Origin of the sequence: Actinomadura rubrobrunea NBRC 15275 (genome assembly GCF_001552235.1) — a bacterium.
Lineage (GTDB): Bacteria > Actinomycetota > Actinomycetes > Streptosporangiales > Streptosporangiaceae > Spirillospora > Spirillospora viridilutea.
The window spans coordinates 167,475-190,605 of the sequence record NZ_BCQU01000001.1 but is presented as its reverse complement, the minus strand read 5'-3'; the positions used below and the strand labels follow the sequence as shown (position 1 = coordinate 190,605).

Below are 23,131 nucleotides of genomic sequence, written 5' to 3'. Positions count from 1 at the left end.
GGCACGGCGTCCCCTTCCGCCCAGATTAAAGACGTTCGGGGTGTCCCGCGCCACGTTCCCCCGAACATCCCGTCTGGAACGCTTTTGCGGTCAACGGGTGCCACCTGCGGCGGAGAACGGACGCCGCGACGACGCCCGTTGACCGGATCCGGCCACCCGTGGGACGTTCTCGACCGTCCCACGTGATCAGCGGCGTTTCGCCCTCGGACGGCGCCGCGCGCGGACCTGAGACGTTCCCGCCGTCCGACGCCGCCCCTCCCCCGGCGGACGCCTCCCCGGCTACGGCTTTCGGGCGATCCCGCCGTACATGAGCCGCTGCCCGACCGTCAGCTCGCCCTCGGGCGGCACCGGCCCGTCGGGCCGCCACAGCGGCAGCGGCACCACGCCGGGCTCCAGCAGGTCGAGCCCGTCGAAATACGCGGTGATCTCCTCGACGGTGCGGAAGCGGCCGGTGCCCAGGATCGCGAGGTACTGCTTCTCCGCGTCGCGCGCGGCCTGGCTGGAGGCGCAGAAGTGGGTGACGAACAGGTAGCTGCCGGACGGCACCGCGCTCATGTACGCCTCGACGATCCCCTGCGGGTCTTCGTCGTCGTGCAGGTGGTGCAGGATCCCCACCAGCATGATCGCGGTCGGCCGGCCGAAGTCGATGAGCCGGGTGACCTCCGGGTCGCTCATCACGGCCTTGGGGTCGCGCAGGTCGGCCGTGACCACGGCGGTGCGCTCGTTCTCGGCCAGCAGCGCCCGCCCGTGCGCCAGGACGATCGGGTCGTTGTCGACGTACACGACGTTGGCGTCCGGCGCCACGCGCTGGGCGACCTGGTGGGTGTTCTCCACGGTGGGCAGGCCGGACCCCAGATCAAGGAACTGACGGATGCCCTGTTCGGCCAGGAATCGCACGCCGCGTCCGAGAATCTCCCGGTTGTACTTTGCGACGTCGTAGATCTCCGGCACGACCTTGACGATCTCTCGGACGAACGCCCGGTCGGCCTCGAAGTTGTCCTTGCCGTTGAGGACGACGTCGTAGGCCCTGGCGATGCTCGGCTTGGTGATGTCGATGCCTTTGGAGGCCCACTCCTCCGGCCGTTCGGACACGTCCGTCACTGCGTCGCCCTCTCTAGCGAATCACCTTTCACCAAGACGCGATCTTAAATTCCGCCCTGTCCGGGTGTCTCTCGATCTCCCTCTTTTTTGGCCCCGTCCCGCCGCGTCCGCGTCTCGGCATCACGGGCCGCGCCATGCCGGCGAGCCCTTCCCCGGCCGCCGCAGGCGGCTCGGCGGGTCCGAGCCGCCGCAGCGCGACCGCCCGCCGGCCGGGCTCCGATCGGGACGCCGCCCACCTCCTCGACGGCCGTTTCGCACGGCTGGTGAACGCCCCCGCACAACAAGAAGATCATCAGCCGAAATGGATTCACCCTTCCGGATAGAAGAGGAACAGCGTGCAACCCGTCGTGGTCTGCGGGACGTGCGAGGAGCCCGCGGGACAGTGGATGAACGATCCGGCCGGATAGTCCCGCTCGCCGTCGTTGAAGACGCCGGAGACCACGAAAACCTCCTCCGGCCCGGGTTCGTGGACGTCGACTTTCGGCCAGCAGGCGCCGGCGTCCATTTCCAGCACGAACGCCTTCGCGCCGTTGTCCCCGCTCCACAGCGACCGAAGGCGGATGCCGGGGAACAGCTCGCGCACCGGGGCGTCCTGGACGGAGGACCACTCGAAGACTGATGCGTTCTTCTGCGTCGTCATGACACCAGCGTCGCGGCCGACCGCCCCGTCCACCCAGTGTCAGGAATGACATCCTCAGGTACTTTTCTGCCATGCACCGTGTCGTGGCGCTCATCCGGCCGCCGCAGTCGACCTTCGAACTCGGCTGCGCGGCCCAGGTGTTCGGAATCGAGCGGCGAGGGCTTCCGCCCCGGTACACCTTCGGCGTCTGCACCGAAGAGCCCGGCCCGGTGGCGACGCTCGCCGGGTTCGACATGCTCGTCACCGAGGGGCTGGACGCCCTCGACCGGGCGGACACCGTGCTCCTCCCCGGCTGGCTGCCCGCCCAGGAACCCCCCTCCCCCGCGGTCGTCCAGGCGCTGCGCCGCGCGCACTCCCGGGGCACGCGGGTGGTCAGCATCTGCTCCGGCGCCTTCGCACTGGCGCACGCCGGCCTGCTGGACGGACGGCGGGCGACCACCCACTGGGCGCTGGCGGACGAGCTCGCCGAGCGCTTCCCGAACATCCAGGTCGACCCGGACGTCCTGTACGTCGACCACGGCGACGTCGCCACCAGCGCCGGAGCCGGGGCCGGGTTCGACCTGTGCATGCACCTGGTCCGCCGCGACCAGGGCGCCCGGTACGCCGCGCACATCGCGCGGACCATGGTCATGCCGCCCCACCGCGAAGGCGGGCAGCTGCAGTACGCGGCGCCGCCCCACCCGTCGCAGATCGACGGCACGCTCGCGCCGCTGCTGGAGTGGGTCACCGAACGGCTCGACGAACGGGTGACCATCGACAGCATGGCCGCCCACGCGGGCGTCTCGCCCCGGACCCTCACCCGGCGGTTCGCCGAGCAGCTCGGCACCAGCCCGGGACAGTGGCTGCTCGCCCAGCGGATCGCCGCCGCCCGGGACCTCCTGGAGACCACCGACCTGCCGTTGGACGCCGTCGCCCGCCGCGTCGGCCTGTCCTCGGCGACCAACCTCCGCAGACGCTTCCTCAACGCCCTGGGCACGACACCGGGCGCCTACCGTCGCGCATTCCGCGCCAAGGCCCGTCAGACGCGCAAGCAGGGCGCAAGGCAGTCGCCACGTCACCAACGTCTCCTGCACCACCCCCAATTCGCAGCGGACGGACGCGCTGGAGCCCGGTGACGACCTGCGGGCGCCGATCACCGGACTGCTGACCCGGCTGAAGACGGCCCTGTCCGCCCCCGACGCCCGCCAGATCCTGCACGCGGCGCGCCACGACGCCGAGCGGCTCGGCGGCATCGTCGCCGACCTGCCGGAGCCCTCCCAGCTTGAGGCGGGCATGCCAGTCTCCACCGAACCGAACGTTGCGAGGGCGATCGGCAGGCCCAGGCCGGTGCCCCGAGGGTCGCTGCCGCGGTCGTTGCCGCGGCGGTAGGGCGAGGAGCTCAAGGCCGCAGGCTCGTGCGGACCGCTCATGCGCGCTCACCGCGCGGCGTCCTATCCACGACTCGGTGTCGGGACGACCCACCACGACCCCGCCGTGCACGGCCGGATGGCGGGCCGGCACCGCGGCGACCTCGTCGGCCACGCCCTTCTCCCCACCGGCGTTGATCACATCGTCGGCGCGGCGCCGCCCGTCCGGCTCCACGACGCCCAGGTCGGGCCCGAGGCACGTCTACGACAGTGTCCGCATCGCAGTCGGCTACGACGGGCGCCGTCGCCCAGGCGATGGTGCGATAGCGTTCATCCGTCCCGAGGTGCGCTCTCTCCCTCGACAATGAGGTCGGTGGCTGGCAGGCGGGCGTCCATCACCGAGGAAGCGGGTGAAGGATCATGCGGACGAAGGTGCGTCCACGGGACAGTGCCGATCGGGCGGCGGTCGAGGCGTTCCTGGCCCGGAACCACAGCGCCAGGGTGGCGCGCCGCGGGGAGCTGCTCTACCCGCTTGACCACCCGGCGTTCGTGGCCGACGCCGACGACGGGCGTCTGCTGGGCGTGCTCACCTACGTGCCGGACGAGGCACGCAAGCACTGCGAGATCCTCACCTTGCACACCGCCGAGCAGTGGCGCGGGGTCGGCACCGCCCTGATCGAGACGGTCGAGCAGTGGGCGTCGAGCCAGGGGCACACACGGCTGTGGCTCATCACCACCAACGACAACGTCGACGCTCTGCGCTTCTACCAGCGCCGCGACTTCCACATCGCCGCCGTGCTCCCCCGCGCCGTCACCGACTCCCGTACGCGGCTGAAGCCAGAGATCCCCCTGACCGGCAACTACGGCATCCCGATCCGCGACGAGATCGAACTGGAAAAGCGACTGGGGTGACCTGACGGCCGCCCCGAACCGCCTCACCGTGCGCCGACGTCGGCGGGTGGGACGCTTCCCGGAATGAGCCCTTCGGTGCCGTCCGTCACCGGCCCCCTCCGGTCTTGATCAGGTTTCGGCCTTGTTGTCCGATGGCGGGTAGCGCCTCGGCACCTTCGAAGGCAAGCACGACGTCACACAGAACATGCCACGCTCCGGGCAAGGTAGGCGTGCACCCGCCTGCCCCGGGAAACAGCGGTGGATGCCGGGCCGCCTGGACCGGCACACACGTCGCACTCACCGCTCCGCTCGGACTGCACCGGACCGGCGGTCACTGCCGCAGCTCCAGAAGGAGTTCCCCGGGCACCGCATCTGGCGGTCCACGCGATGGGACGGGGAGCCTGGCGAATACGTCGCCACGCTCATCGAGCCCAGCGCAGGCGTGGACGCAACCGTTATGGAGCCGAACCCAACGGCGTTGCGCAAGGCGCTCAACGCCGAGGCAGAACGCGCGCGGGCCAAGAACAAGCGGCGCTGACCAAATAGGAGGAGGCGGCGCGGCCGGTGGGCGTCCCCCCGGGCACACCGGCCGCGCCTCACACACACGGAAGGACCCCCGATTACATGGGATTCGACAGAGGACGGCATACGATGACCCCCGAACGCCTCGTGCCGCGCAATCAGAGACGGTCGCTTTTGGACGCGCTCAAAGCAGCCCTTGCACCACAGGAAGTCCACGGCACAGTGGTGGAGCGGCGCGGTTTCCCACTGCTGCGGGTCGTCAAGCCGGGCACCGCGCGTGTGAGAGAGGTCGGGAGCGACTACGTCCGCGGCGTGTGGTGGTTCGTCTGGGCCGACACCGGCGAGACCATTGCCTCTGCTGATCGGACGGACATGGCCGCCCGGAAGATCGCCCAACCACTCCGCAACTGATGACGACGGTGATGCTTGCCTGTCCTGACGGCAGGTGCGGTGCATGGATGCGGGTGCGGGAGCCGGTGATGGACGTGCTGCGGGGGGCGTCCGAGAGGTGACGGCCGTGTCCGAAACGGTCACGTCTTCTCCCGGACGCCATCACGATGTCAGCACCAACGCCGTCCGCAAGACGCGCTTAACTTCACGCGCCCTCACCGATCGGAGCACTCACCGGGGAGGACGAACGCGGCTCCGCCACACCGACGGCTGACCGTCAGTCCCACCAGAACTGCCAGCGTTGAGCGCCGACCAGACTGCTCGCGTACTCCTCGAAGTCGCCGATCCCTTGCCAGATGTTGTCCGGGCAGAAGGCATAGTGCTCGGCAGCCACCTGGCGGGCATGTTCGATCGTCGTCGGCGGTGCGGCCACAGAAAGATCGAGCACGTCGTAACCCACCGCCACCACGCGTGCGCCGAACCGCTCCTCCCAGGACCGGACGACGGCGGAGACCTCCACCGTCCTTATGTGGTTCCAGGGCCCGGCCCAGCCCGCCACGGTCAGCGTGTCCGCTCCCCGGTCGGCGGGGACCAGGCCGAGGATCCAGGAGTCCACCTCACCGAGACCTTCGGCCATGTGCCGCGCGACGGCGTCGGCGTCCGCGTCCGTCGTGCCCGCAGGCGCCAGCGACAGGGCCTCCTCGTCGTCCCTCATCAGTTCGCGCCACCGCTCCGCCAGAACGTCGGCGGCATCCAGCGCGTCGATGTCGGCGATCGCCTTGGGCCACAGCTCCTCGTCATGCCACAGATTGATCGGGTCGCTGCTCGGCCCGTCCAGCAGCAGGGGGTAGAGACCGGTCTCCCGGCGGATGTCGTAGAGCCGAGCCCAATGCACGTCGGCGTCAGACAGCTGCTCGTCCGAAACCCATAGAGCGGGACTGTCGGCCCCTTCAGGTGTGATGAGCCTGCCCGCAGGCAGCCCGTCCGGGAGGTTCTTCAAGTCTCCTCGCGACATGCGGCGCAATTTAGCCGCCACCACCGACAAGCCGACCTCGCCGGCCGACACCACGACAAATGGGGTCCCGCGGCAGCACCCGCCTGCAAGCGCGAGCTGTGCATCGCACACCGAAATCAGGTTCCGTCAGGATGAGCCTCTTCGAGAGAAAGCCCTGCCAGTCGCGACGCGACCAAGTCGGCGAACGTAGGGCATTCGAAGACGTCTTCGTGCGGGCAGCCCATGCCATGAGCGATGGCGTTGCGCGCCACCTGCGCCTGATGAATCAACCGGTCCAACTCGGCGATCTTGCGCTGGAACAGTTCCCGCCGGACGTCGCCGACGCGCGTCCGAGGTTCGACGAAAGCCTTGATCTCACGCAACGTGAAACCGACGCCCTGCAGCAGCAGGATCGCACCGACCAGCCCGACCACCGACGGCGGATAACGCCGTCGGCCGCCGACTCGGGCGGGCGCGGGCAGCAGTCCGACCTCCTCCCAGTAGCGCAGAGTCGAGGTGGCGACGCCGGTGCGGCTCGCCAGCTCCCCGATCGTCAGCTGCTGCTCCTCCGCCATCTTGACTTCAAGCGTACTTGAAGTCGTTCACTGGCGAGCATGCCGACAGCAGGAGCCACGCTGAAACAGCGCGTGATCAGGACATTGGTGGGGCAGTTCCACCACCCCCGAGGCGTCACCGGACGGGTGGTCGGCTGGATCATGGCTCATCGCCGGTCCAACCGGCAGCGCAACGTGTGGGCGGTGTCGCTGCTGGACGTGCAGCCCACCGACAGAGTTCTCGAAGTCGGCTTCGGCCCCGGCATCGCCATCGCCGCACTCGCCGCCAAGGCCACCCGCGGCCACGTCTACGGCATCGACCACTCCGAGCTCATGGTCCGGCAGGCCCGCCGGCGCAACGCCGCCGCCGTCCGCGCCGGACGCGTTCACCTCATCCACACCTCTGTGGAAAGGCTGCCGGACTTCGGCGATCCACTCGACGCCATCCTCGCCGTCAACAACGCGGGCATGTGGCCCGACCGGGTGGAACGGCTTCGCGATCTGCGCCGCCTGCTGCGCCCTGCGGGCCGCATCGCGCTCGTCAGCCAACCCCGCTGCCCGGGCGCGACCCGAGACACCACGGACCGAGCCGCCGAGGAACTCAAAGATCTCCTGACTCAGGCGGGCTTCGCTCACTTCCGAGTCGAGATCCTCGACCTTGATCCCCCTGTGGCCTGCGTCCTCGCCGAGAACCCGAAGGAGGAATCGTCCTGACCAGCGGCGCGCCAGCGCCGCTGGTGCCGACCGCTCACCGACGCCTCATCGCACGGTGCACCCAACGTGCCGCGTCCCGAACCAGCTCCCTCGATGCTCGCCGGCAAGGCGGTAACGGGTGCCGCCTTCTGCATGTGTCGGCTGCCGCTGCAGGCACTCCGCCGGAGCCCCGCCGTCGCCTGGACGCTCAAGCCCCGCTCCCAGTGCCCTCGCTGCGAATCCAGGATGCACACGCCCGACTACCTGCCCTATCCTTCCCTATCAACGACATAACAGGGAAGGTTAGGGAATCTTGGAGCAGGTCGAGCAGTGGTACTCCGTCGAGCAGGTGGCCGACCTGCTCGGGCTTCATGTGAAGACCGTGCGCGGCTACGTGCGCGACGGGCGCCTCAAGGCCGTTCGCATCGGCAAGCAGTACCGGATCGCGCGCGCGGATCTGGAGGTCTTCACCGGGCAGCGGGTGGACGGATCGCGGCCGCCGAGCAGTCGCCCGCGCGCCGAAGTGACCAGCGTCGTGCAGATCGACGCGGTCGACCGGGAGTTGATGTCCCGCATCAGCACCCATCTGACGGCCGCGGTCGGCGGCTCCCGCGACGCCCGCCGGCCGCGCATCGAGGTCGTCTACGACGAGGAGCGCACCACGATGAAGATCATCATCTTGGCCGACCTCGACCGCGCCGCCGAACTCCTCCGCCTGGTCGACGCCTTCCTCAACGCGACGTCATGACCGAACTCGACACCTGAGCAGCACAGCCGCGCAAGACCCGCCGACTCATCGCCACCCGACAGCCGTCCCGGACCCCTGACACACCGAACCGCCCATACAGACAGCCAGCGTCTCCGGGCCACCGAGACACGACACAGCCCCACGGATCTTCAATGCCTCAAACAAGCACGCGCATCGGCGACAGCACGATCCTCCTCTGCCCACCGGAGGGTTCCCCTCTGAAGACGGAGCAGGACGCCCTGGACCTCATTGGAGACGCCTTCGGCAGCCAGGCCGACACGGTCGTCATCCCGACCGAGCGACTTGACGACGCGTTCTTCGACCTCTCCACCCGCAACGCCGGAGGCTTTCTCCAGAAGTTCGTGAACTACGGTCTGCGGGTCGCCATCGTCGGCGACATCTCAACGCACCTGGAGGAAAGCAACGCCCTGCGCGCCTTCGTCGCGGAGAGCAACCGGGGCCGCGACGTCTGGTTCGTCTCCACGTTGGACGACCTCACCGCCCGACTCACACCAGCGGATTGAGATCCACATCTAGACCGAACACACGCCCAAACAGCCAACCCAGCTCGGAGCAATGCCGTGGGCACCGCAGTGCTGCCCAAGTGCAGGTCAGGTCACGAACCGGCACACCCCATCCGTCACGTACTGGCTTGCCCAGCACCCGCCACAAGCGCCAGCGCAACCCGAACGACACGCGGCTGGCTGTACACGCTGACCCGCAAGCCGTCGCACGCCAACGCACGCCTGTCGCAACTCACCACCCGGCGCGCACCAACGGAGTGAGCCCCAGGCCCGGAACAAGCCGAACGCATACAAGCCACCGAAGCAGCTCGAAGCCAAGCCCAAGAGCACCGCAGTGCTGACCGCATGCACGTCCGGTTTCGATGCGGCACAACCGCAGCCATCACGTACTGGCTGCCCAGCACCCACCACAGGCGTCAGCGCAACCCGAACGACGCCCGGCTAGCAGCACGCGCTGACCGGCAAGAAGTCGCCACGCCAACACGACACCCCGTCGCAACTCACCATCCAACCCACACCAGCAGTGCGGCTTCCGGAATGAGCAGAACACGCGACCAAACCACCGAACCAACTCGGAGCCGAGCCCCAAGACACCGCAGAGATGGGCCAAGCGAACGACACGCAGCGGCACGGCCCAGCCATGGGCTTGCCCTGCACACATGCACATGGCGGCTGGCTATACGCGCCGAGCCGCAGAGTCGCTGTCGGCGCGAGAACCCGCCCCGGCAGGTTGCGCCGGGAGACGCCGGATGTTCAACGAAGAACTCAGTACGCACGTCGAGGAGCGGCGGGCGTACTGACGCTGACCGCGCCGGCCGCCCTCACCAGACACCGGGAGGACGCGAAGACCTCGCGACCAGCACAAGCTTGACCATCACGCGAGGACGATCGGCGCGTGCACGACCTCGATCAGACGGCAGGAATGTGACGGCCTTCTTCGGCTCCCGCCGACCAAGACGATCAGCGACGGGAAAATCAGCCCCTTCAGATGGCTCAGGCGCCGGGACAGCCGGAGCGCTCCCTAGGTCTTCTCCTGCCGCACCTGGGCAGACGTTCACGACACACTCGCGCGCCTTACCGCAGCGTTTCGTCGCGTCCGACCTGCTCAGTACACGGCCAAGCCGTAGGCGCTGAGAATCTCGATGATCGGCTGGAAGAACGAGGTCCCGCCCGAGGTGCAGTTGCCGCTTCCTCCGGAGAGGATGCCCAGTAGACGAGTGCCGTCGTAGAGCGGAGCGCCGCTGTCGCCGGGCTCGCTGCAGATGTTCGTCCGGATGAGCCCGCTCACCGTGCCCTCGGGGTAGTTCACCGTCGCGTTGAGGGCCAGCACCGTGCCGCAGCGGACTCCGCTCACGGCCCCCCGCATGCACACGCTCTCCCCGACGTAGGCGTTGCCGGCCGAAGTGATGTCCTGGTCGCCGACCGTGCCTTCGTGGGGCACGCTGCCGGTGTAGCGCACGACGGAGTAATCGTTGCCGGGGAAGCTGTTGGCGACGGTAGAGCCGACGAGCGCACCGTCGAGGGTGTACCAGGTGCTCACAGCGGAGCCGCAGTGCCCGGAGGTGATGAAGTAGTACGCACCACCGTCCGTCACGTTCGCGCCCAGGGTGCAGCGAGCCCCACCGCCGGACACCGGGTCGCCCCCGCTGAGCCGGACGCCGATGGCGCCTTCGACGCGCCGCAACCGCACTACGTCGCTATAAGACCGGATCGCGGCCTCGATGCGTTCGAGCCGAACGCCGGTCACCGTGCGGTCGGCGATCACCTCGACCATGTCTGAACCGGGCACGCGATACCAGGCGGTTCCAGGGACCGAGGCCGAGCGCAGCACCCGGGCCACCTGCTGCAGCCGGGCCTCCCCACCGTCGGTCCGCGCCGCGGTGGGCGCCGCCTGGGCGGTTGCCGGTGCGGACACAAAGCCCGCGACCAGAGCGACCAGCACAGCGATTCCGGCACTGACCCGAGCACGCCGCAGCCTCACGTCACCTCTCCTCGATCTCCGGCCGGTACGCACGCCCGCCAGATTGTGAATTCGCGATCACGCGTCGTCCAGCCCCGCCCGTGGCCGGATCAGGCCACCCCACGCCCCTGAACCGCTGCAGACAGGCCGCATCCGAACTGCAATTTTCTACACAGCCCTGGTCATGGTCGAGCCAATGCAGGAAAACAAGTCACAAGCCCTGCGCTTCCGGACCATCCGAAGCACGTGTCAGATGCGACTCTGAAGCCACTGACCTACTTGGATTCGCCTCTGCTAGTACCAAGCAACACGGACCGCAAACTCTCGATCACGGCCTGCGCCTCAGCCCTATCCCGATCGTCCACCCAGCTTCGCCAGAACCGTCCACCTGGAGGGACCGCCAGCTCCAGGGCCTGAAGAGCATTTGAGGCGAGGCTGGACGGGATCGGCTTTGGCAGCCATTCAGACATGCCTGGATATTCCTCATCCCAGGCAAAGGATTGCCCCTCTGGAAGATTCGCCGCCACCAATGCAGCGGCCGCTATTATCTCCTCTGACAGCACAGAGGACGCTGAACTTTCACCACTTTCAATAAGTACTCTGAACGTGCTCTCGATGACCGCCAACCGCTGCAAAGCAGGCAAGTCCTCTAGCTGATCGAGAAAATCTCCAGCAATATCGTTATCGAATGGACCAGCCCCCCAGGTACCCATCCAAAGCTCCGCCGAGAAGGTTGCCGTACATGTCCACCGAACGGAATGCCGGTCTCAGCGCGACCGTCCGGATGTTCGCATCGTCTGCCAATGAAGCGTGTCGTCATGCGTTTATCTGAGTTAGGCGCTCCGTAGACGTAACAAGTCTCCCCTCGGCCGACGCCTACGGCTAAAGGAAAGACCTTGCTTCAGATGCCTGTAGGCCTCGGCTCCCGGAGCCCGCCGAGCAGGTTGCACTTAGTCGAGAAATTCAACGTCGGGGGAGACATCGAAATAGTCGAAAACCATCTATACGGTCTCAATCTGCGCACGAAGGCATGGGATATCCTCGGGAACGTATACATGCGAACTCGTAGTCGACAACTTCCGACAAGGCGACCAGGAACCCTTTCAAATTCTTTTGCATGAGCCATCCGCCAAGCTTTTCCATTTGATCTCCTTCCGTCAGCGTGCCGCCAAGCGAGGACATCGCCTTCGCTGTCGGTCGTCTTCGATTCGACCGGAGAGCGCGCGTTCGCAGCAGAGTTGTCGATAAGAAACGGCGGCAGGGTATCGAGCGCCATCAGGGTGAGCGGAGCTATTTGAGCGTCACGTCCACGTCGAATTCCCGGAGTAGAGAGACGAGGGTCTCAGCCACGCGACTCCCCAGCTTTTCCTGTGCAACAGAGAAGTGCTCCCATATCAATTCGAACGGAGTTCCAGTGCCCGCTGATTGCCTGAGGCAATCAGCAAGCGCATCGAGATTCGACCCGAAATATCCACCGGGACCGTTAACCGATTCACCAAGTGCGCAATAGAAGCTGCTTACCGCAGCAATCTTCCTACCGTCGATGACGCAGACCTCTTCAGTCCCGTACCTCCTGGCTGAATGCCCCGCTTCGAACCATGAGTTCTGAACCACGTGGAGCCAACTGCGATGCGCCTCCACGGGATGCTCCGCCCATTCCCCCTCGCGGATAGGACCTCCGAAAGCCCATCGGCGCCAAAGCTCGCCTGCCGCTGGATACGGACTGGCATAGCAATAGAAGGTTGCGACAAAGCCACCGCCCTGTCCAACACCGCCCTCCCCTTCGAACTCGGACCGCAGTCCCACACGCCCTATGTAATACGATCCGATCACCTTGCCGTCCGAGTGCACCACGCGCAGCTCCACGTCGAGCAGGTCGCGATCGGGACGAATTGGCTCTCGTGCGGAGCCATAAATCAGAACGTCTCTTGACTCGTCGCGATCCGAGTCCACGAAGAAGCCGTCGATCTCCCTTGCCTCGATAATGACCCTGCCAGATTCTTCTTCAACCAGCTGATACAGCGGAAGCGTCGCTCCTTCGCTCATCATCACGACTCACTTCGCTATCGACTAGACGACATTTTCAGCCAATGGCAGGTATCGAATGCGAGGAAGCCAGTCAAGGAGAATGGGCACTGCATCCTTGTATTGTTTACCGGATTGGCGCAGCTGCCCCACGCTTGTCACAACAAATCCGGCAGCGGCCAGTTCCGACAACAACCCTCGGGCGCTTTCCGCATATAGCCTCTTACCGCGAGAAATGATGGTATCAACATCGTCTCTCTCGCGCACGGCAGGTCATTGATCACCTTGGCGATTTCGGCCCTCGTCAGCCGTCGGCCACGACCAGTCGAGTTATCCTGCTTCACGGAAGAGTCCTATACGAATTGATGTCGCCAGAGTTTACCAGCTTCTGCCAACGGCCCGGAAAGTCTGCTGTTCGTTTCGGCTCTGGCCCGCAGCCACATGCCGGGCTTGAGGTCCTTGGCGTTCCCCCAGGCGTTCATGTCACCGCCGCCCCAGAAAAGTGCTCGTCAACATGACGCTAGAAATGAATTGGCCGCGAGTCGCGACTCCCAGAGCAGGCTCGTTCGGGCGATGATCCCAATTCCTGGAAACCCGAGTCCATCTGCATCCAAAAGCGTGCACACCACTTAGATATGCAGGCCCCGGTCTCTAGCATCCATTGATCTATCTTTCATAATGTCCATGCAGATGGCGCCGTGTTGCGGCGTGCATACTCAGCCTTTGCTTCCAATCATCTTTTGGTGCCGCCGGATGACACCCACGGCGTAGCTACATGGTGGCCACGAAGACGCCATTCAATCTTTCGGAGGCCTACCCACTCTTGATGCGCAAGCGCGCACAGATGTCATTGACAGGACAATCGCCAAAGCTCATAAAGCATTTTTTCGAGAGATGCTATGTATGATCGATATTCTTCGGCCAACTCCTTATCTCGCTCGGTCTCGGGCCTTATCGTCTCGAGTGATGCACGCAGGGACTTGAGCTCAGCAAGCAGATCACCAACACCCGGAACATCCCGAGGGTCCATGTCACCGCTATTGACCCGGGACGCATACCCTGCTACGTGTGTATCCAGGATGAGCAAAAGAACGGCCCAATCCTGAAATTCCTTTCCTCGGGGCCGGTCCGGGAAGGGCATCTTCCAAAAGGCGTTGAACGCGCGCCGAAACTCGGTCATATCAGTCATGGCATTCTATCCCTTGCGTGAACTCTTTTGCCACCCGGCGGACGACTCCAATCTCCCGTTGTTCCGCGGCGCTCAGCTCAGCGGATACCCAAGGTCTCAAGCCGGCCTTCATTTTTCGACGAATGCAATCTACAATCGCCATTTTTTCATCAACTCCATGTCCCGTTCGACCACGGGCCTCATTGTCTCGAGTGATACCTGAAGGGACTCGGCAAGCAGATCACCAACACCTGGAACATCCCTAGGGGTCCAGGCGACTGCTATCAACGCGGCACATGCCCCGCTACGTGACCATCTAGGGTAAACAGTCGTGAATTCCAATCTTAAATTCCTCCATCTAGGTGTTGCGGGACATGACGTTGTGAACGGTGGGGTGTGAGTGAGGGGACGGGTCTTCCAGCGGCAGGATGAGAAGCGCGACCAACCCGTCCTGCCGACCCGGAAAGACCCGTCCGTGCTTCACCGTAACGCGCCGTTGTTCGCAAGATGCGAGAGCATGCCCCGAGCACACAAGGACCGGAGCACACCTATAATCACGATCGCAAATACACTTTGGACATGAATGGATTGTTTGCGATGCCCGGGATCTCCCGCAGTAGCGGGTTGACACCACTCTCGTGCAGTCGCCAACAGGGCGCTCATGAAGCCCTCTCTCGATACAGTGGCTGCAACGTCTTCACCCACTGCGTCAATCTCCAGCTGCTGACCGCGCGGACGAACGCCTCGGTCAGTGGCGTCGGCATCCCAGCCGAGCAGCAACAGTCGACTCTTCGTTCGCGGTGTCCACGCGGACTCCGTCATCTGGCGGACTCCGACATCTGTCCGACGCATCCAGCACCTCGGACGGCCAATGCGCAGCGAGCCCCAGGAGTCTCGCACTTCCGGATAAGTCCAAAGCAATTCTGTCAGGACAGATTCCGCCAGCGGCGAATCACTGGGATTCACCTCCACTGATTCCGAGCAACACGGCCCACAGGCTCTCGATCACGGCCTGCGTCTCAGCCCTATCCCGATCGTCCACCCAGCTTCGCCAAAACCATCCCTCTGGAGGGATCGCCACGTCCAGGGCCTGAAGAGCATTTGGGGCGAGGTCGGACGGGATCGGCTTTGGCAGCCATTCAGACATACCTGGATATTCCTCATCCCAGGCAAAGGATCGCCCCTCAGGAATGTTCGCGGCCATCAAGGCAGCCGCCGCTATTACTTCTTCTGGCAGCACAGAGGACGTTGAACTCGCACAACTTTCAACAACTACTCTGAACGTGCGCTCCATGACCGCCAGCCGTTGCAAAGCCGACAAGCCCTCCAGCTGATCGAGAAAATCTCCAGCTATATCGCTGTCGAAGGGACCAGTCCCCCAGGTACCCATCCAAAGCTCCGCCGAGAAGGTTGCCGTACATAACCGCCATAGCTCATAGAGCATTTTTTCGAGAGATGCGATGTACAACCGATACTCTTCGACCAACCCCTTATCTCTAGTGCGCTATTCGTGTCAGTATGCAAGCAGATCTATGTGCGACGCGGCGTGGTCAGGCGCATGAGTACGAAGCCGGAGCATGCGGTGGCCGACAAGACGTACTCGGCCAGGACCAGCCGTACCGTCCGGCGCCACCCTCGGTTCGGGGCCACCAACCCGGTCAGCATTCGCGGGGTCCACGCAGACTCGGCCACCCGTCTCGCACATCCCCACGTATGTCTCTTAAGGAGGTTAGTCCACTTGGCTCCCGAAAGGGCGGCTTCCATCTAGACGGGTGGTTACGCGCGGGAGATCGCAGTCACCCTGACACGGTCTCAATGGGGAACCGCCATAGATCGCAAGAGTTCCCACAACCTCCGTCTAGCCTCTGGAAACTCGCCGCCCAATACGAGAGACTCGTGGATGAACAGATCTCGTTGCCCCGTGCTCGCCTCCAACTCATACACAGAGAGAGTCGAGTCCAGTTCCTGCTGTACCTCTTGCGACCACCCTCGAATCTTTTTACGAATTTTCCTGAGAACCGAATCGGCGTCAACCAGATACAGATACTCGTCTTCTTTTGGCAGTCTTTGAGTCGACAGGTCCACACCGAACCTAAAACTGACATTAATAAGCCGCGCCTGCGAGAAATCATTCCCATAAAATCTGTTCTTAGTGCGCCCTAGATCCGGAACCGAATCCGACAAGGGCGCGCCAAAGAAGAGCACGCCCCTCAACGTTCCCGTAAAGACGCAATCAACGAATTCGCAGTTTTGAAACCATCCGTTGGTGATACGCACATTCCGAAAGCTGCACGATTCGAACACTGCATAACCGCCATGGACTCCATTGAGGCGCATGCCATCGAAAACACAATCCCTGTATACGCTCGCTCTGCGCCCACCTCCGAATGATCCCGCCTTGATCTTTGACTTACTGAAGTCACATCGAACCAGACGGGATTCAGCGATCGACAGATGACCGATCTGTCTTCCCGAGTAATTCTCGTCGACCAGATTTTGTCTATAGAGGACGAGCCTATCACTCTCCATAGATTTCTCCGACCATCTGGAACGTGCACCACAACTACCACCGCCCCATACCGCAGCCGGGAACCAGCCACCAGCGACCCGGCTCCGCGCCAACGTCACCAACGTCATGACCTCAAACATCTAGGGGCGTTCGGACAGGCAACCTACCAAAAGGCAATTGAGGCACACCAGAGTCGGTCATATCAGTCAAACCACGTCACAATCTTTCCGTCTTTTGTATAGATTCCGGTGCCACGCAGCAAACCGCCTTCGATCCTCCATCCAGTGCTACCGTCCTTTAGTCTCTCCGGGATCATATCTTTCGGATCCGTCTCATCCCACAATTTCCTTGCCTCTCGTGTATATTCGGCAAGAGTTCTTCCTTTGCCATGCTTAGCGAGGTGATAGTCGATAGTCTCTTCAACTGATTTGAAGTTGGTCGCAGCCCAATAGTCCGCGGCGTTGTCGTCTGTTATGCATTCGTTGGTGTTATGAGTCAGCGCCGTGGACCGCCCACCAACAACCACATAGTAGGTGTGGTGGTCGGCGACCGTCAGGTTGTAGACACGTTGGTCGGACGCCGTCCAGGACTTGATGGCGGTGACCTGGACGTAGGTGCCGGCGCTGGTGCGCAGCCACATGCCGGGCTTGAGGTCCTTGGCGTTCACCCAGGCGTTCAAGTCGCCGCCGACCCAGAAGGGGTGCTCGTCGGTGGCGATGACCACGCCGCTCGCACGTTCGTCCTGGTCGCCACTGGCGGTCAGAACGGAGTTGCCCTGGACCTCCTTGGCATCAACAGCGGCAAGCAGAGCCGGTAGGCCCTGGTCGGCCTCGACAGAGATTTGGACAAGGTTCTTGGTGCCGTCGCCGACGATCGTGTCCACGACGGGCTTGGCTGCCGTTTCTCCCGTCTTCGGGTCGGTCGCCAGGACGAGGTCGCCGACTTTGACGTCCTCGATCGCCTTATGGCTGCCGTCGGCCATCAGCACCAGCGTGCCCGGGATGAAGCTGTTGCGCCCGCAGCTCTGCATTTTTATGAGCTTGCGGATCAGACGGCGTCGGGCGGTGGCTTTAACTGGTCCGAATTCGCCGGAGATCGCAGCGACTCCGCCCGCAGCTTCTATCCACGCCACGCCTAGGCTGGCCAGCCACTCGCTTGGGCAGTCCTCCATGTCTGCGCATGCGTGATGTGCGGCATACAAATCTTTTTCGGCCTGAGCCTCCGGATAGAAGGTGGCATCACCGTAATGCTCGCGGTAATCCTGCCAGAACTTCTCCCTGAAACGTTCGACGTCGACAGATGGGGGGACTCTGACGACTCCGGAGATGCCGACGATTCTGTCGCGGGCCTTGGGAGCACTTCCCTGGCGGGCTCGCTGGCGGCCCCAGTTGATGACGCCCGGGTGGTTGATTTCCGCCCAGTTCTTCCGCTTCTTGCGGCTGACGTTGCCGATGGGCGGCGTGATGTTCCTGCACCAGGACGAGTCCGGGCAGGCCATGAGCCCGTCCGGGTCGGACTTGGTGACGGGGTTGTTCTCCGCGTAGGTGTAGCCGTTCATCTGCTGCGGGTCGGCCAGGTCCATGAGGGGGTCGACGGAGATGAAGCGGCCGGTTTCGGGGTCGTATTCGCGGGCGCCCAGGTGGGTGAGGCCGGTGGGGTCGTTCGTTCCACCGACGAAGCCCTTGTCGTTCGGCCAGGTGTCCTTTTCGTCGAAGCCGCGGACCGTGCCGAACGGGGTGAAGCGGCGGACGGTCGCCTCGCGCGTGGCGGCGTCGACCGCGACTTGGGCCGTGCCCTGGTGGTCCCCCGTCAGGAAGGTGACCCCGGAGGGCGTGCGCATCGCGACGGTCTGCCCGTTGAACGTGTAGTAGCGGGTGGCGGTCGTGCTGCCGTTCGCCGTGCGGAGTTCCGTGCCGTCGGGCAGGTAGAGGGTGGAGCCGCCCGGGTCCTTGCGGATCAGGCGGGTGCCCTCGGCGTCGTAGATGAAGGAGGTGGCGGCGTCTCCTTCGGTGACTTTCGTCAGCTCGCCGGTCGTGCCCCAGTCGAAGGTCTGGGAGCTGCTGCCGAGCTGGCGGGTCGTGGTGTTGCCGGTGGCGTCGTAGGTGTAGGTGTCGGTGCGGTTTCCGGCACCGCCCGTCTGGACGACCTTGTTGAGGCGGTTGCCCTGGCCCGCGGGGGCGTAGGTGTAGGCGCGGACGGTGTCGGCCTGGCCGGCGAGACCGTGCCGGGTCTCGCTGGTGCGGTTGCCGGCCTTGTCGTACTCGAAGCTGTGCCAGTAGGGGGCGGGTCCTCCGATGATCTGGGCCGACGGCGCCTGCTCGCAGGTGGTGTCGGCTTCAGTCCAGGCCTCGGTCAGGCGCTGCAGGTCGTCGTAGGTGAAGCACTGGGTGTCGACTCCATCGCGGGAGACGTCGGAGATGGAGAGGACGTTGCCGGCGTCGTCGTAGCGGTAGGCGGCGTCGCGGTCGACCCCGGAAATGCCCTCGCGGATGGTGCGGGACGAGGCCAGACGCTGCGTGCCCCACTCCCATGTCTGGGTGTTCCACACCCGGCTGTTCCCGCTCCCGAACTCGTACAGGATCGGCTTGCCGGTGGGCGTGTAGTCGGTGCCGCCGACGTAGGTGAACGCGGAGCTGGTGAGTCGGGTCGGCCGGTCGAAGGCGTCGTACTCCGACACCAGCACCTCGGCGGGCAGGCCGCCCACCGCCGGGTGGCTCGTGCTGCGGAGCGACCCGTCGGCGTTGTAGGAGGTCGAGAAGGAATAGGAGCCCGCCAGCCCCGTCTCGGACGACGGGATGGTGATCGTGGTTCTGGTGGCGCGTCCCAGGGCGTCGTAGACGTTGACGCGGCTGGTGTAGTCGCCGTTCTGGTGGCGGGTGGCGGTGGCGAGCTTGCCCTTGCCGCGCACCACGGTGTCGTACGTCCAGGACGCGAGCTTGGGGCCGCTCTCGGACGTCTCGTGCAGGGCGATCTTGCGGTCGAGGCCGTCGTAGACCGTGACGACCTTCTTGCCGCGGGCGTCGGTGACGGACGTCTGGCGGTCCAGGTCGTCGTAGGTGTAGGTGGTGGTGCCCTTGTCCGGGTCGGTGGTGCGGATCTTGCGGCCGCGCAGGTCGTAGGTGATGGTCCAGGTGTTGCCGGACGGGTCGGTCACCGAGGCGAGCTCACCGGCGGGGGTGTAGGCGTAGCGGGTCGTCTCGACGTCGTTCCCGTTGTGCTGGCGCCGTTCGATCACCTCGCCGCGGGCATTGGTGATCTCGGTGGTGGGGACGCCGCCCTGAGGCGGGGTGACCGTGGTGCGGTTGCCGCCGCCGTAGGAGTAGGTGGTGCGCCACTTCTCCTGCTCGGGCTGGGAGCCGTTGCCCACCATGAGCCGTTCGACGGTCTTGCGGCCCAGGCCGTCGTACTCGGTGCGGGTCTGGGACTCGACGTTGCCCGGGGTGCCGATGCCGAAGAGCTCGGTCTCCGGGGCGCCGGCGGCGGAGTACGGGGCGTTGGTCCGCACGACCTGGCCGCGGTCGTCGTAGAAGGTGTCGGTGATCAGCCGCCCTTCGGGGCCGGGGGCCTGGGTCTGGCGGGTCCGCAGCCAGCCGTCCAGCAGCTCGATCTGGGCGATGCGCTGGGCGCCGCCGTCCGGCGTGAGCTTCTTGGTGGTGACGGCGACGATCTTCCCTTCGGCGACCCGGTAGACGAATTCGAGGTTCGGGGTGTCGGGCTGGTTCGCCTTGGAGCGGTCGGGTCTCCAGACTTTCCGGAGCCGTCCGAGCGCGTCGTATTCCAGGTCGGTCCGCAGGTCGTTGGGGTCGATGGTGCGGGTCGGCTGTCCCCAGGCGGGGTCGATCTCCTCCGTGGTGACCAGGGCGGTCGAGGCGTCGGCGGGATCGGCCGGCGGGGACGTCACGACCTTCTTGGTGGTCAGACCGTGGGTGTCGGTGTAGGCGGTGGTCGTGGCCCTGCCCGCGGCGTCCTTGCTCGTCGTCACCCGGCCGTAGTCGTCGTAGGCGAGTTCCGACTCCGTGACGTAGGTCGCCGTCGTCCCGTCATGGGCGGCGATCTTCTCGGTCTTGGTCGGGTTGCCTCGGGACGGGGCCGCGCCGAGAGCACCGTTGTCGTAGTAGGTGCGGACGTCGGAGATGACGTGCTTGGAACGGTCGGGCGTCACCGAGCACGCCACCGAGACGGTTTCCTCCCGGGAGGGGAAGTCCACCATGTGGGCGCCGGTGTTGTCGGCGTAGGTGGTGCGGGTGCACTTGTCGTCGGTGCTGGTGGTGACGTCGCCGAGATCGTTGACCGAGACGACCCGTCCGACTCCCGGGCCGGACTCGGCGTACTCCGTTTCGGTCTTCGTCTCGATCCAGCCGCCGCCGTCCTTGGCCGTCCAGGTGTGCGAGGCGCCGGTACGGACGACCTCGGCGGTCGCGGTCCCCCAGGAGCGCTCGCGTTCGGCCGTCTTCACCCGCCACGGCGTGTTGACGGTCTTGGAATGGACCGCCCCGTCGGGCTTGGTGTAGGTGACGGTCTTGAGGACGAACCCCGCCAGCGAGTTGTGGTCGGTGTGCGTGCCGCCCTCGCCGTCGGACACCGTGACGGACTTCGTACCGCCGTCCTTGGTCTTGCGGTCGCCGTCCATGCCGCGCAGGTAGAAGGTGTCCGTCTGGGTGGACGGGTTGTCGTGGCTGCCGGTGAAGGTGCGGACCTGGCCGTATCCGCGCCACTGCGACCACGTCTTGTACTTCTGCTTGGTCAGGCCGTCATCGTCGTCGAAGTGCCAGGCGGCGTCGCCCAGGTACTGGTACTTGGTGACCATGTCGGGCGCCAGGCCCGTCCGGTCGACCTGGGTGACCGAGGTGACCACGTACTTGTGGAACCAGTCGGTGATCGGCTCCTCCCGGCCCGGCGGCGCCCAGATCACGGGGAAGCAGCGCTTGGTGTTGGTCTCCGGAGCCGGTGTGTCGCCCGGGGTGCACTCGGGTTCGGAGTAGGCGATGTCGAGCTGCCCGCCGGACTCGTCATAGATGGCCCCGAGCCGGTAGCGGATGTAGGGCAGGATGTCGTCGCCGGTCTTGTCCAGCCGGTTGGGCAGTTGGACGTGGTTGAACGTCACCTTCGGCAGGCTGATCGGCGTGGCGGCGGCGTGCCCGGTGTGGCCGATCTCCTTCAGCAGCAGGTCCCGTTCCACGTCGGCCAGGCCCCAGCCGTGGTCCAGCGACCAGGAGTCGACGTCGCGGTAGCCGGAGGCGTCCGGCTTGATGACCTGGGTGGTGACCTTGGTGAGGCGCTTGCGGGACCAGAAGGTGGGCGCGACCGCGCCGTGGTCGTCCTCGCATTCCTGGCCGGAGTCGCAGTTGAGGTCCCACGGGACGTCCCACCAGTAGTCCGGCTTGTCGCCGATCTTGGCCGGATCGCAGTCGAACGTCTCGTCCGGCAGGCACCGCTCGGAGGTCTCGAAGACCACGCGGGCCGGCGCCGTGGCGTACACGTCGTCCTCGCGCAGGCCGTAGGCGATGGTCTTCAGGTAACCGCCGCGGACGTAGGGGGTCTCGTCCTCGGGCTTGAGGTTGCGGCCGTAGTGGTTGATCTCCTTGCCGTAGGTGTAGGTGATGACGTTCCCGTCGCGGTCGACGACGTAGTCGAGGTTCCAGCGGTACGCCTGCTGGCACCACGAGTCCTTGAATCCCGTGGACTTGTGGCACGGCTCGCCGGAGTCGTCGCCGAAGACGGGGACGGTCCAGGTCGCGTCGGTCTCGGGCTTGCCCGAGCTCCAGCCGGGCAGCCGGTTGAGGCCGAAGAAGAACTGGACGCCGTCGGTGGTGGTGGCCTTCCAGTACTCGCCGTCGTCGTCGCCGTTGGTGGTGCCGGTCAGCTTCTCGAACTTGGTTCCGTCGTCGTCCCTGAGACGCCAGGTTCCGTCGGACGCCTTGATGAGCTCGCCGCCCTTGCCGTTCCAGGTGACGGTGGCGTTGTCGTAGCCCCAGCACTGGTCGCCGGGGGAGTTCCCCCACTCGTCCTTGGGCGCGCCGTCGTCCTCGCACGACATGTAGCGCCGTTCGATGAAGCCGGGCCACAGGTCGAAGCCCTCACCGATCCAGGACGGCTGGCCGTTGGTGTTGCCGGTGCGTCCGTCCACGCTGCCCGAGGAGTAGGAGATCTCCAGGTTGGGCTCCAGCTCCCCTGGGACGGGCGGCACCCGCATCGGGTAGGACCAGGTGAACTCGCCGGTGTTCCCACCGGCGTTCCAGGTCGCCGACGCCGACAGCGATGTGGCCTTGTAGTCGCCTTGCGATCCGGACGTCTCACCCTGGGCGACGAGGACCGTTCCTCTCGCCGCTGCAGTGCCGGTCGCGGCGGGTGCCGCTTCGACCTCCGCGGTCAGCGTCTTGGTCTCGGCGTCGTTCTTGGACGGGATCGGCGTCGCCGACCGGCATTCGGGTTTGCTGGGTGTAGTCAGCGCGCACTCGGGGAGCTGTACCAGCCGGAGCCGCGACCCGTAGGCGCCGCCGAACGCCTGGGCGAACTCGGCGTAGTCGAGACGGATCCCGACACGGCCGGGAGCCGACTTGTCCGTCCGTGCCACGGTCAACGCCAAGCCGTTGATGCCGGCTGTACGCGTGGCCTTGCGGTCGAGGACGGTCACCCGCACCTTGCCGGCATCGGCCACGGCTCGCGTTCGTGCTTGCCGGGAGCGGCCGGTGGGCGGCAGGACCTCGACCGGAAGCCTGCCCGCTTTCGCCGATCCTGTGTCGGGGACGTCCACCTCGGCCGCCCCGGGTGAGGGCCAGGCGGCTTTGGCCGCCGGTCCCGGCTTGGCGGCGGGGTCGTCTTTGCGCGGACGGACCTTCAGACGCTGTCCCTTGACGAGCCGTTCGCTGTGGCGAACCTCGGGCCGGCGTGCGTTGGGAGGATCGGCCTGTGCGGGCAACGCCGACAGCAGCTCCACCGATAGCGCGATCGGCAAGGCGAGCGCGATGGCGCGCGCGGCCCGGCGCGGCTCCAGCACCAGTGTCCTACGTGCCCTCACGGCATCCTCCACAGGCTGCGGCCGGGTGGGCCGCATCGCGATGTCGAA

16 protein-coding genes and 1 pseudogene are annotated in these 23,131 nt (G+C 65.4%); 7 read left to right on the top strand and 10 right to left on the bottom strand.

Features of this window, described 5'->3' with window-relative positions:
• Window positions 1-279: 279 nt before the first annotated feature.
• Together AR3_RS00755 and AR3_RS00750 are read right to left on the bottom strand one after the other, a co-directional pair.
• The gene (locus AR3_RS00755; protein WP_083950803.1) at window positions 280-1,092 is read right to left on the bottom strand and encodes an SAM-dependent methyltransferase; all 813 of its coding nucleotides are present in this window, start codon (window positions 1,090-1,092) and stop codon (window positions 280-282) included.
• A gap of 316 nt (window positions 1,093-1,408) precedes the next feature.
• Window positions 1,409-1,741 carry a cupin domain-containing protein gene (locus AR3_RS00750; protein ID WP_067906844.1) on the bottom strand — a complete coding sequence of 111 codons (333 nt, stop codon included), beginning with the start codon at window positions 1,739-1,741 and terminating at the stop codon, window positions 1,409-1,411.
• A gap of 71 nt (window positions 1,742-1,812) precedes the next feature.
• Here AR3_RS00750 and AR3_RS00745 point away from each other — a divergent pair, with 71 nt between their 5' ends.
• The 3 genes from AR3_RS00745 (at window position 1,813) to AR3_RS00735 (ending at window position 4,911) form a co-directional block, all read left to right on the top strand.
• Window positions 1,813-2,856 (top strand): GlxA family transcriptional regulator, encoded by a 1,044-nt coding sequence (locus AR3_RS00745; RefSeq protein WP_083950793.1) that lies wholly within the window; start codon window positions 1,813-1,815, stop codon window positions 2,854-2,856.
• Window positions 2,857-3,507: 651 nt separating this feature from the next.
• Window positions 3,508-3,999, top strand: coding sequence for a GNAT family N-acetyltransferase (locus tag AR3_RS00740; RefSeq protein WP_067906842.1), 492 nt, complete (start codon window positions 3,508-3,510; stop codon window positions 3,997-3,999).
• A gap of 630 nt (window positions 4,000-4,629) precedes the next feature.
• On the top strand, window positions 4,630-4,911 hold the full coding sequence (locus tag AR3_RS00735; protein ID WP_106258786.1) for a hypothetical protein: 282 nt from the start codon (window positions 4,630-4,632) through the stop codon (window positions 4,909-4,911).
• 256 nt (window positions 4,912-5,167) lie between these two features.
• Here the strand turns inward: AR3_RS00735 and AR3_RS00730 are convergent, their stop codons facing one another.
• Together AR3_RS00730 and AR3_RS00725 are read right to left on the bottom strand one after the other, a co-directional pair.
• Window positions 5,168-5,959 (bottom strand): DUF4253 domain-containing protein, encoded by a 792-nt coding sequence (locus AR3_RS00730; protein ID WP_067906838.1) that lies wholly within the window; start codon window positions 5,957-5,959, stop codon window positions 5,168-5,170.
• Between the two features lie 62 nt (window positions 5,960-6,021).
• A complete protein-coding gene (locus tag AR3_RS00725; protein ID WP_067906836.1) occupies window positions 6,022-6,459 on the bottom strand; it encodes a MerR family transcriptional regulator in 438 nt (145 codons plus the stop codon).
• A 183-nt stretch (window positions 6,460-6,642) separates the two neighbouring features.
• Here AR3_RS00725 and AR3_RS00720 point away from each other — a divergent pair, with 183 nt between their 5' ends.
• From AR3_RS00720 to AR3_RS00710, 3 genes are all read left to right on the top strand, one after another.
• Window positions 6,643-7,152, top strand: coding sequence for a class I SAM-dependent methyltransferase (locus tag AR3_RS00720; RefSeq protein ID WP_217998408.1), 510 nt, complete (start codon window positions 6,643-6,645; stop codon window positions 7,150-7,152).
• Window positions 7,153-7,444: 292 nt separating this feature from the next.
• Window positions 7,445-7,879, top strand: coding sequence for a helix-turn-helix domain-containing protein (locus tag AR3_RS00715; protein ID WP_067906832.1), 435 nt, complete (start codon window positions 7,445-7,447; stop codon window positions 7,877-7,879).
• 152 nt (window positions 7,880-8,031) lie between these two features.
• On the top strand, window positions 8,032-8,403 hold the full coding sequence (locus tag AR3_RS00710) for a DUF4180 domain-containing protein (RefSeq protein WP_067906830.1): 372 nt from the start codon (window positions 8,032-8,034) through the stop codon (window positions 8,401-8,403).
• Window positions 8,404-9,508: 1,105 nt separating this feature from the next.
• Here the strand turns inward: AR3_RS00710 and AR3_RS00705 are convergent.
• The 5 genes from AR3_RS00705 to AR3_RS31920 form a co-directional block, all read right to left on the bottom strand.
• On the bottom strand, window positions 9,509-10,384 hold the full coding sequence (locus AR3_RS00705) for a S1 family peptidase (protein ID WP_083950792.1): 876 nt from the start codon (window positions 10,382-10,384) through the stop codon (window positions 9,509-9,511).
• Between the two features lie 254 nt (window positions 10,385-10,638).
• A complete protein-coding gene (locus AR3_RS29190; protein ID WP_083950791.1) occupies window positions 10,639-11,076 on the bottom strand; it encodes a DUF4259 domain-containing protein in 438 nt (145 codons plus the stop codon).
• 577 nt (window positions 11,077-11,653) lie between these two features.
• On the bottom strand, window positions 11,654-12,412 hold the full coding sequence (locus AR3_RS29185) for a barstar family protein (protein WP_146150291.1): 759 nt from the start codon (window positions 12,410-12,412) through the stop codon (window positions 11,654-11,656).
• Between the two features lie 2,096 nt (window positions 12,413-14,508).
• Window positions 14,509-15,042 carry a DUF4259 domain-containing protein gene (locus AR3_RS29180; RefSeq protein WP_083950789.1) on the bottom strand — a complete coding sequence of 178 codons (534 nt, stop codon included), beginning with the start codon at window positions 15,040-15,042 and terminating at the stop codon, window positions 14,509-14,511.
• Between the two features lie 326 nt (window positions 15,043-15,368).
• The gene (locus AR3_RS31920; RefSeq protein ID WP_227023193.1) at window positions 15,369-15,833 is read right to left on the bottom strand and encodes a hypothetical protein; all 465 of its coding nucleotides are present in this window, start codon (window positions 15,831-15,833) and stop codon (window positions 15,369-15,371) included.
• A 266-nt stretch (window positions 15,834-16,099) separates the two neighbouring features.
• Here AR3_RS31920 and AR3_RS30135 point away from each other — a divergent pair.
• Window positions 16,100-16,209: pseudogene (locus AR3_RS30135) on the top strand (IS481 family transposase); the annotation flags it as partial.
• Window positions 16,210-16,267: 58 nt separating this feature from the next.
• On the opposite strand, the gene AR3_RS00700 reads toward AR3_RS30135, so the two are convergent.
• Window positions 16,268-23,083: a polymorphic toxin-type HINT domain-containing protein gene (locus AR3_RS00700; protein ID WP_146150290.1), complete on the bottom strand. Its 6,816-nt coding sequence runs from the start codon at window positions 23,081-23,083 to the stop codon at window positions 16,268-16,270.
• Window positions 23,084-23,131: the final 48 nt, after the last annotated feature.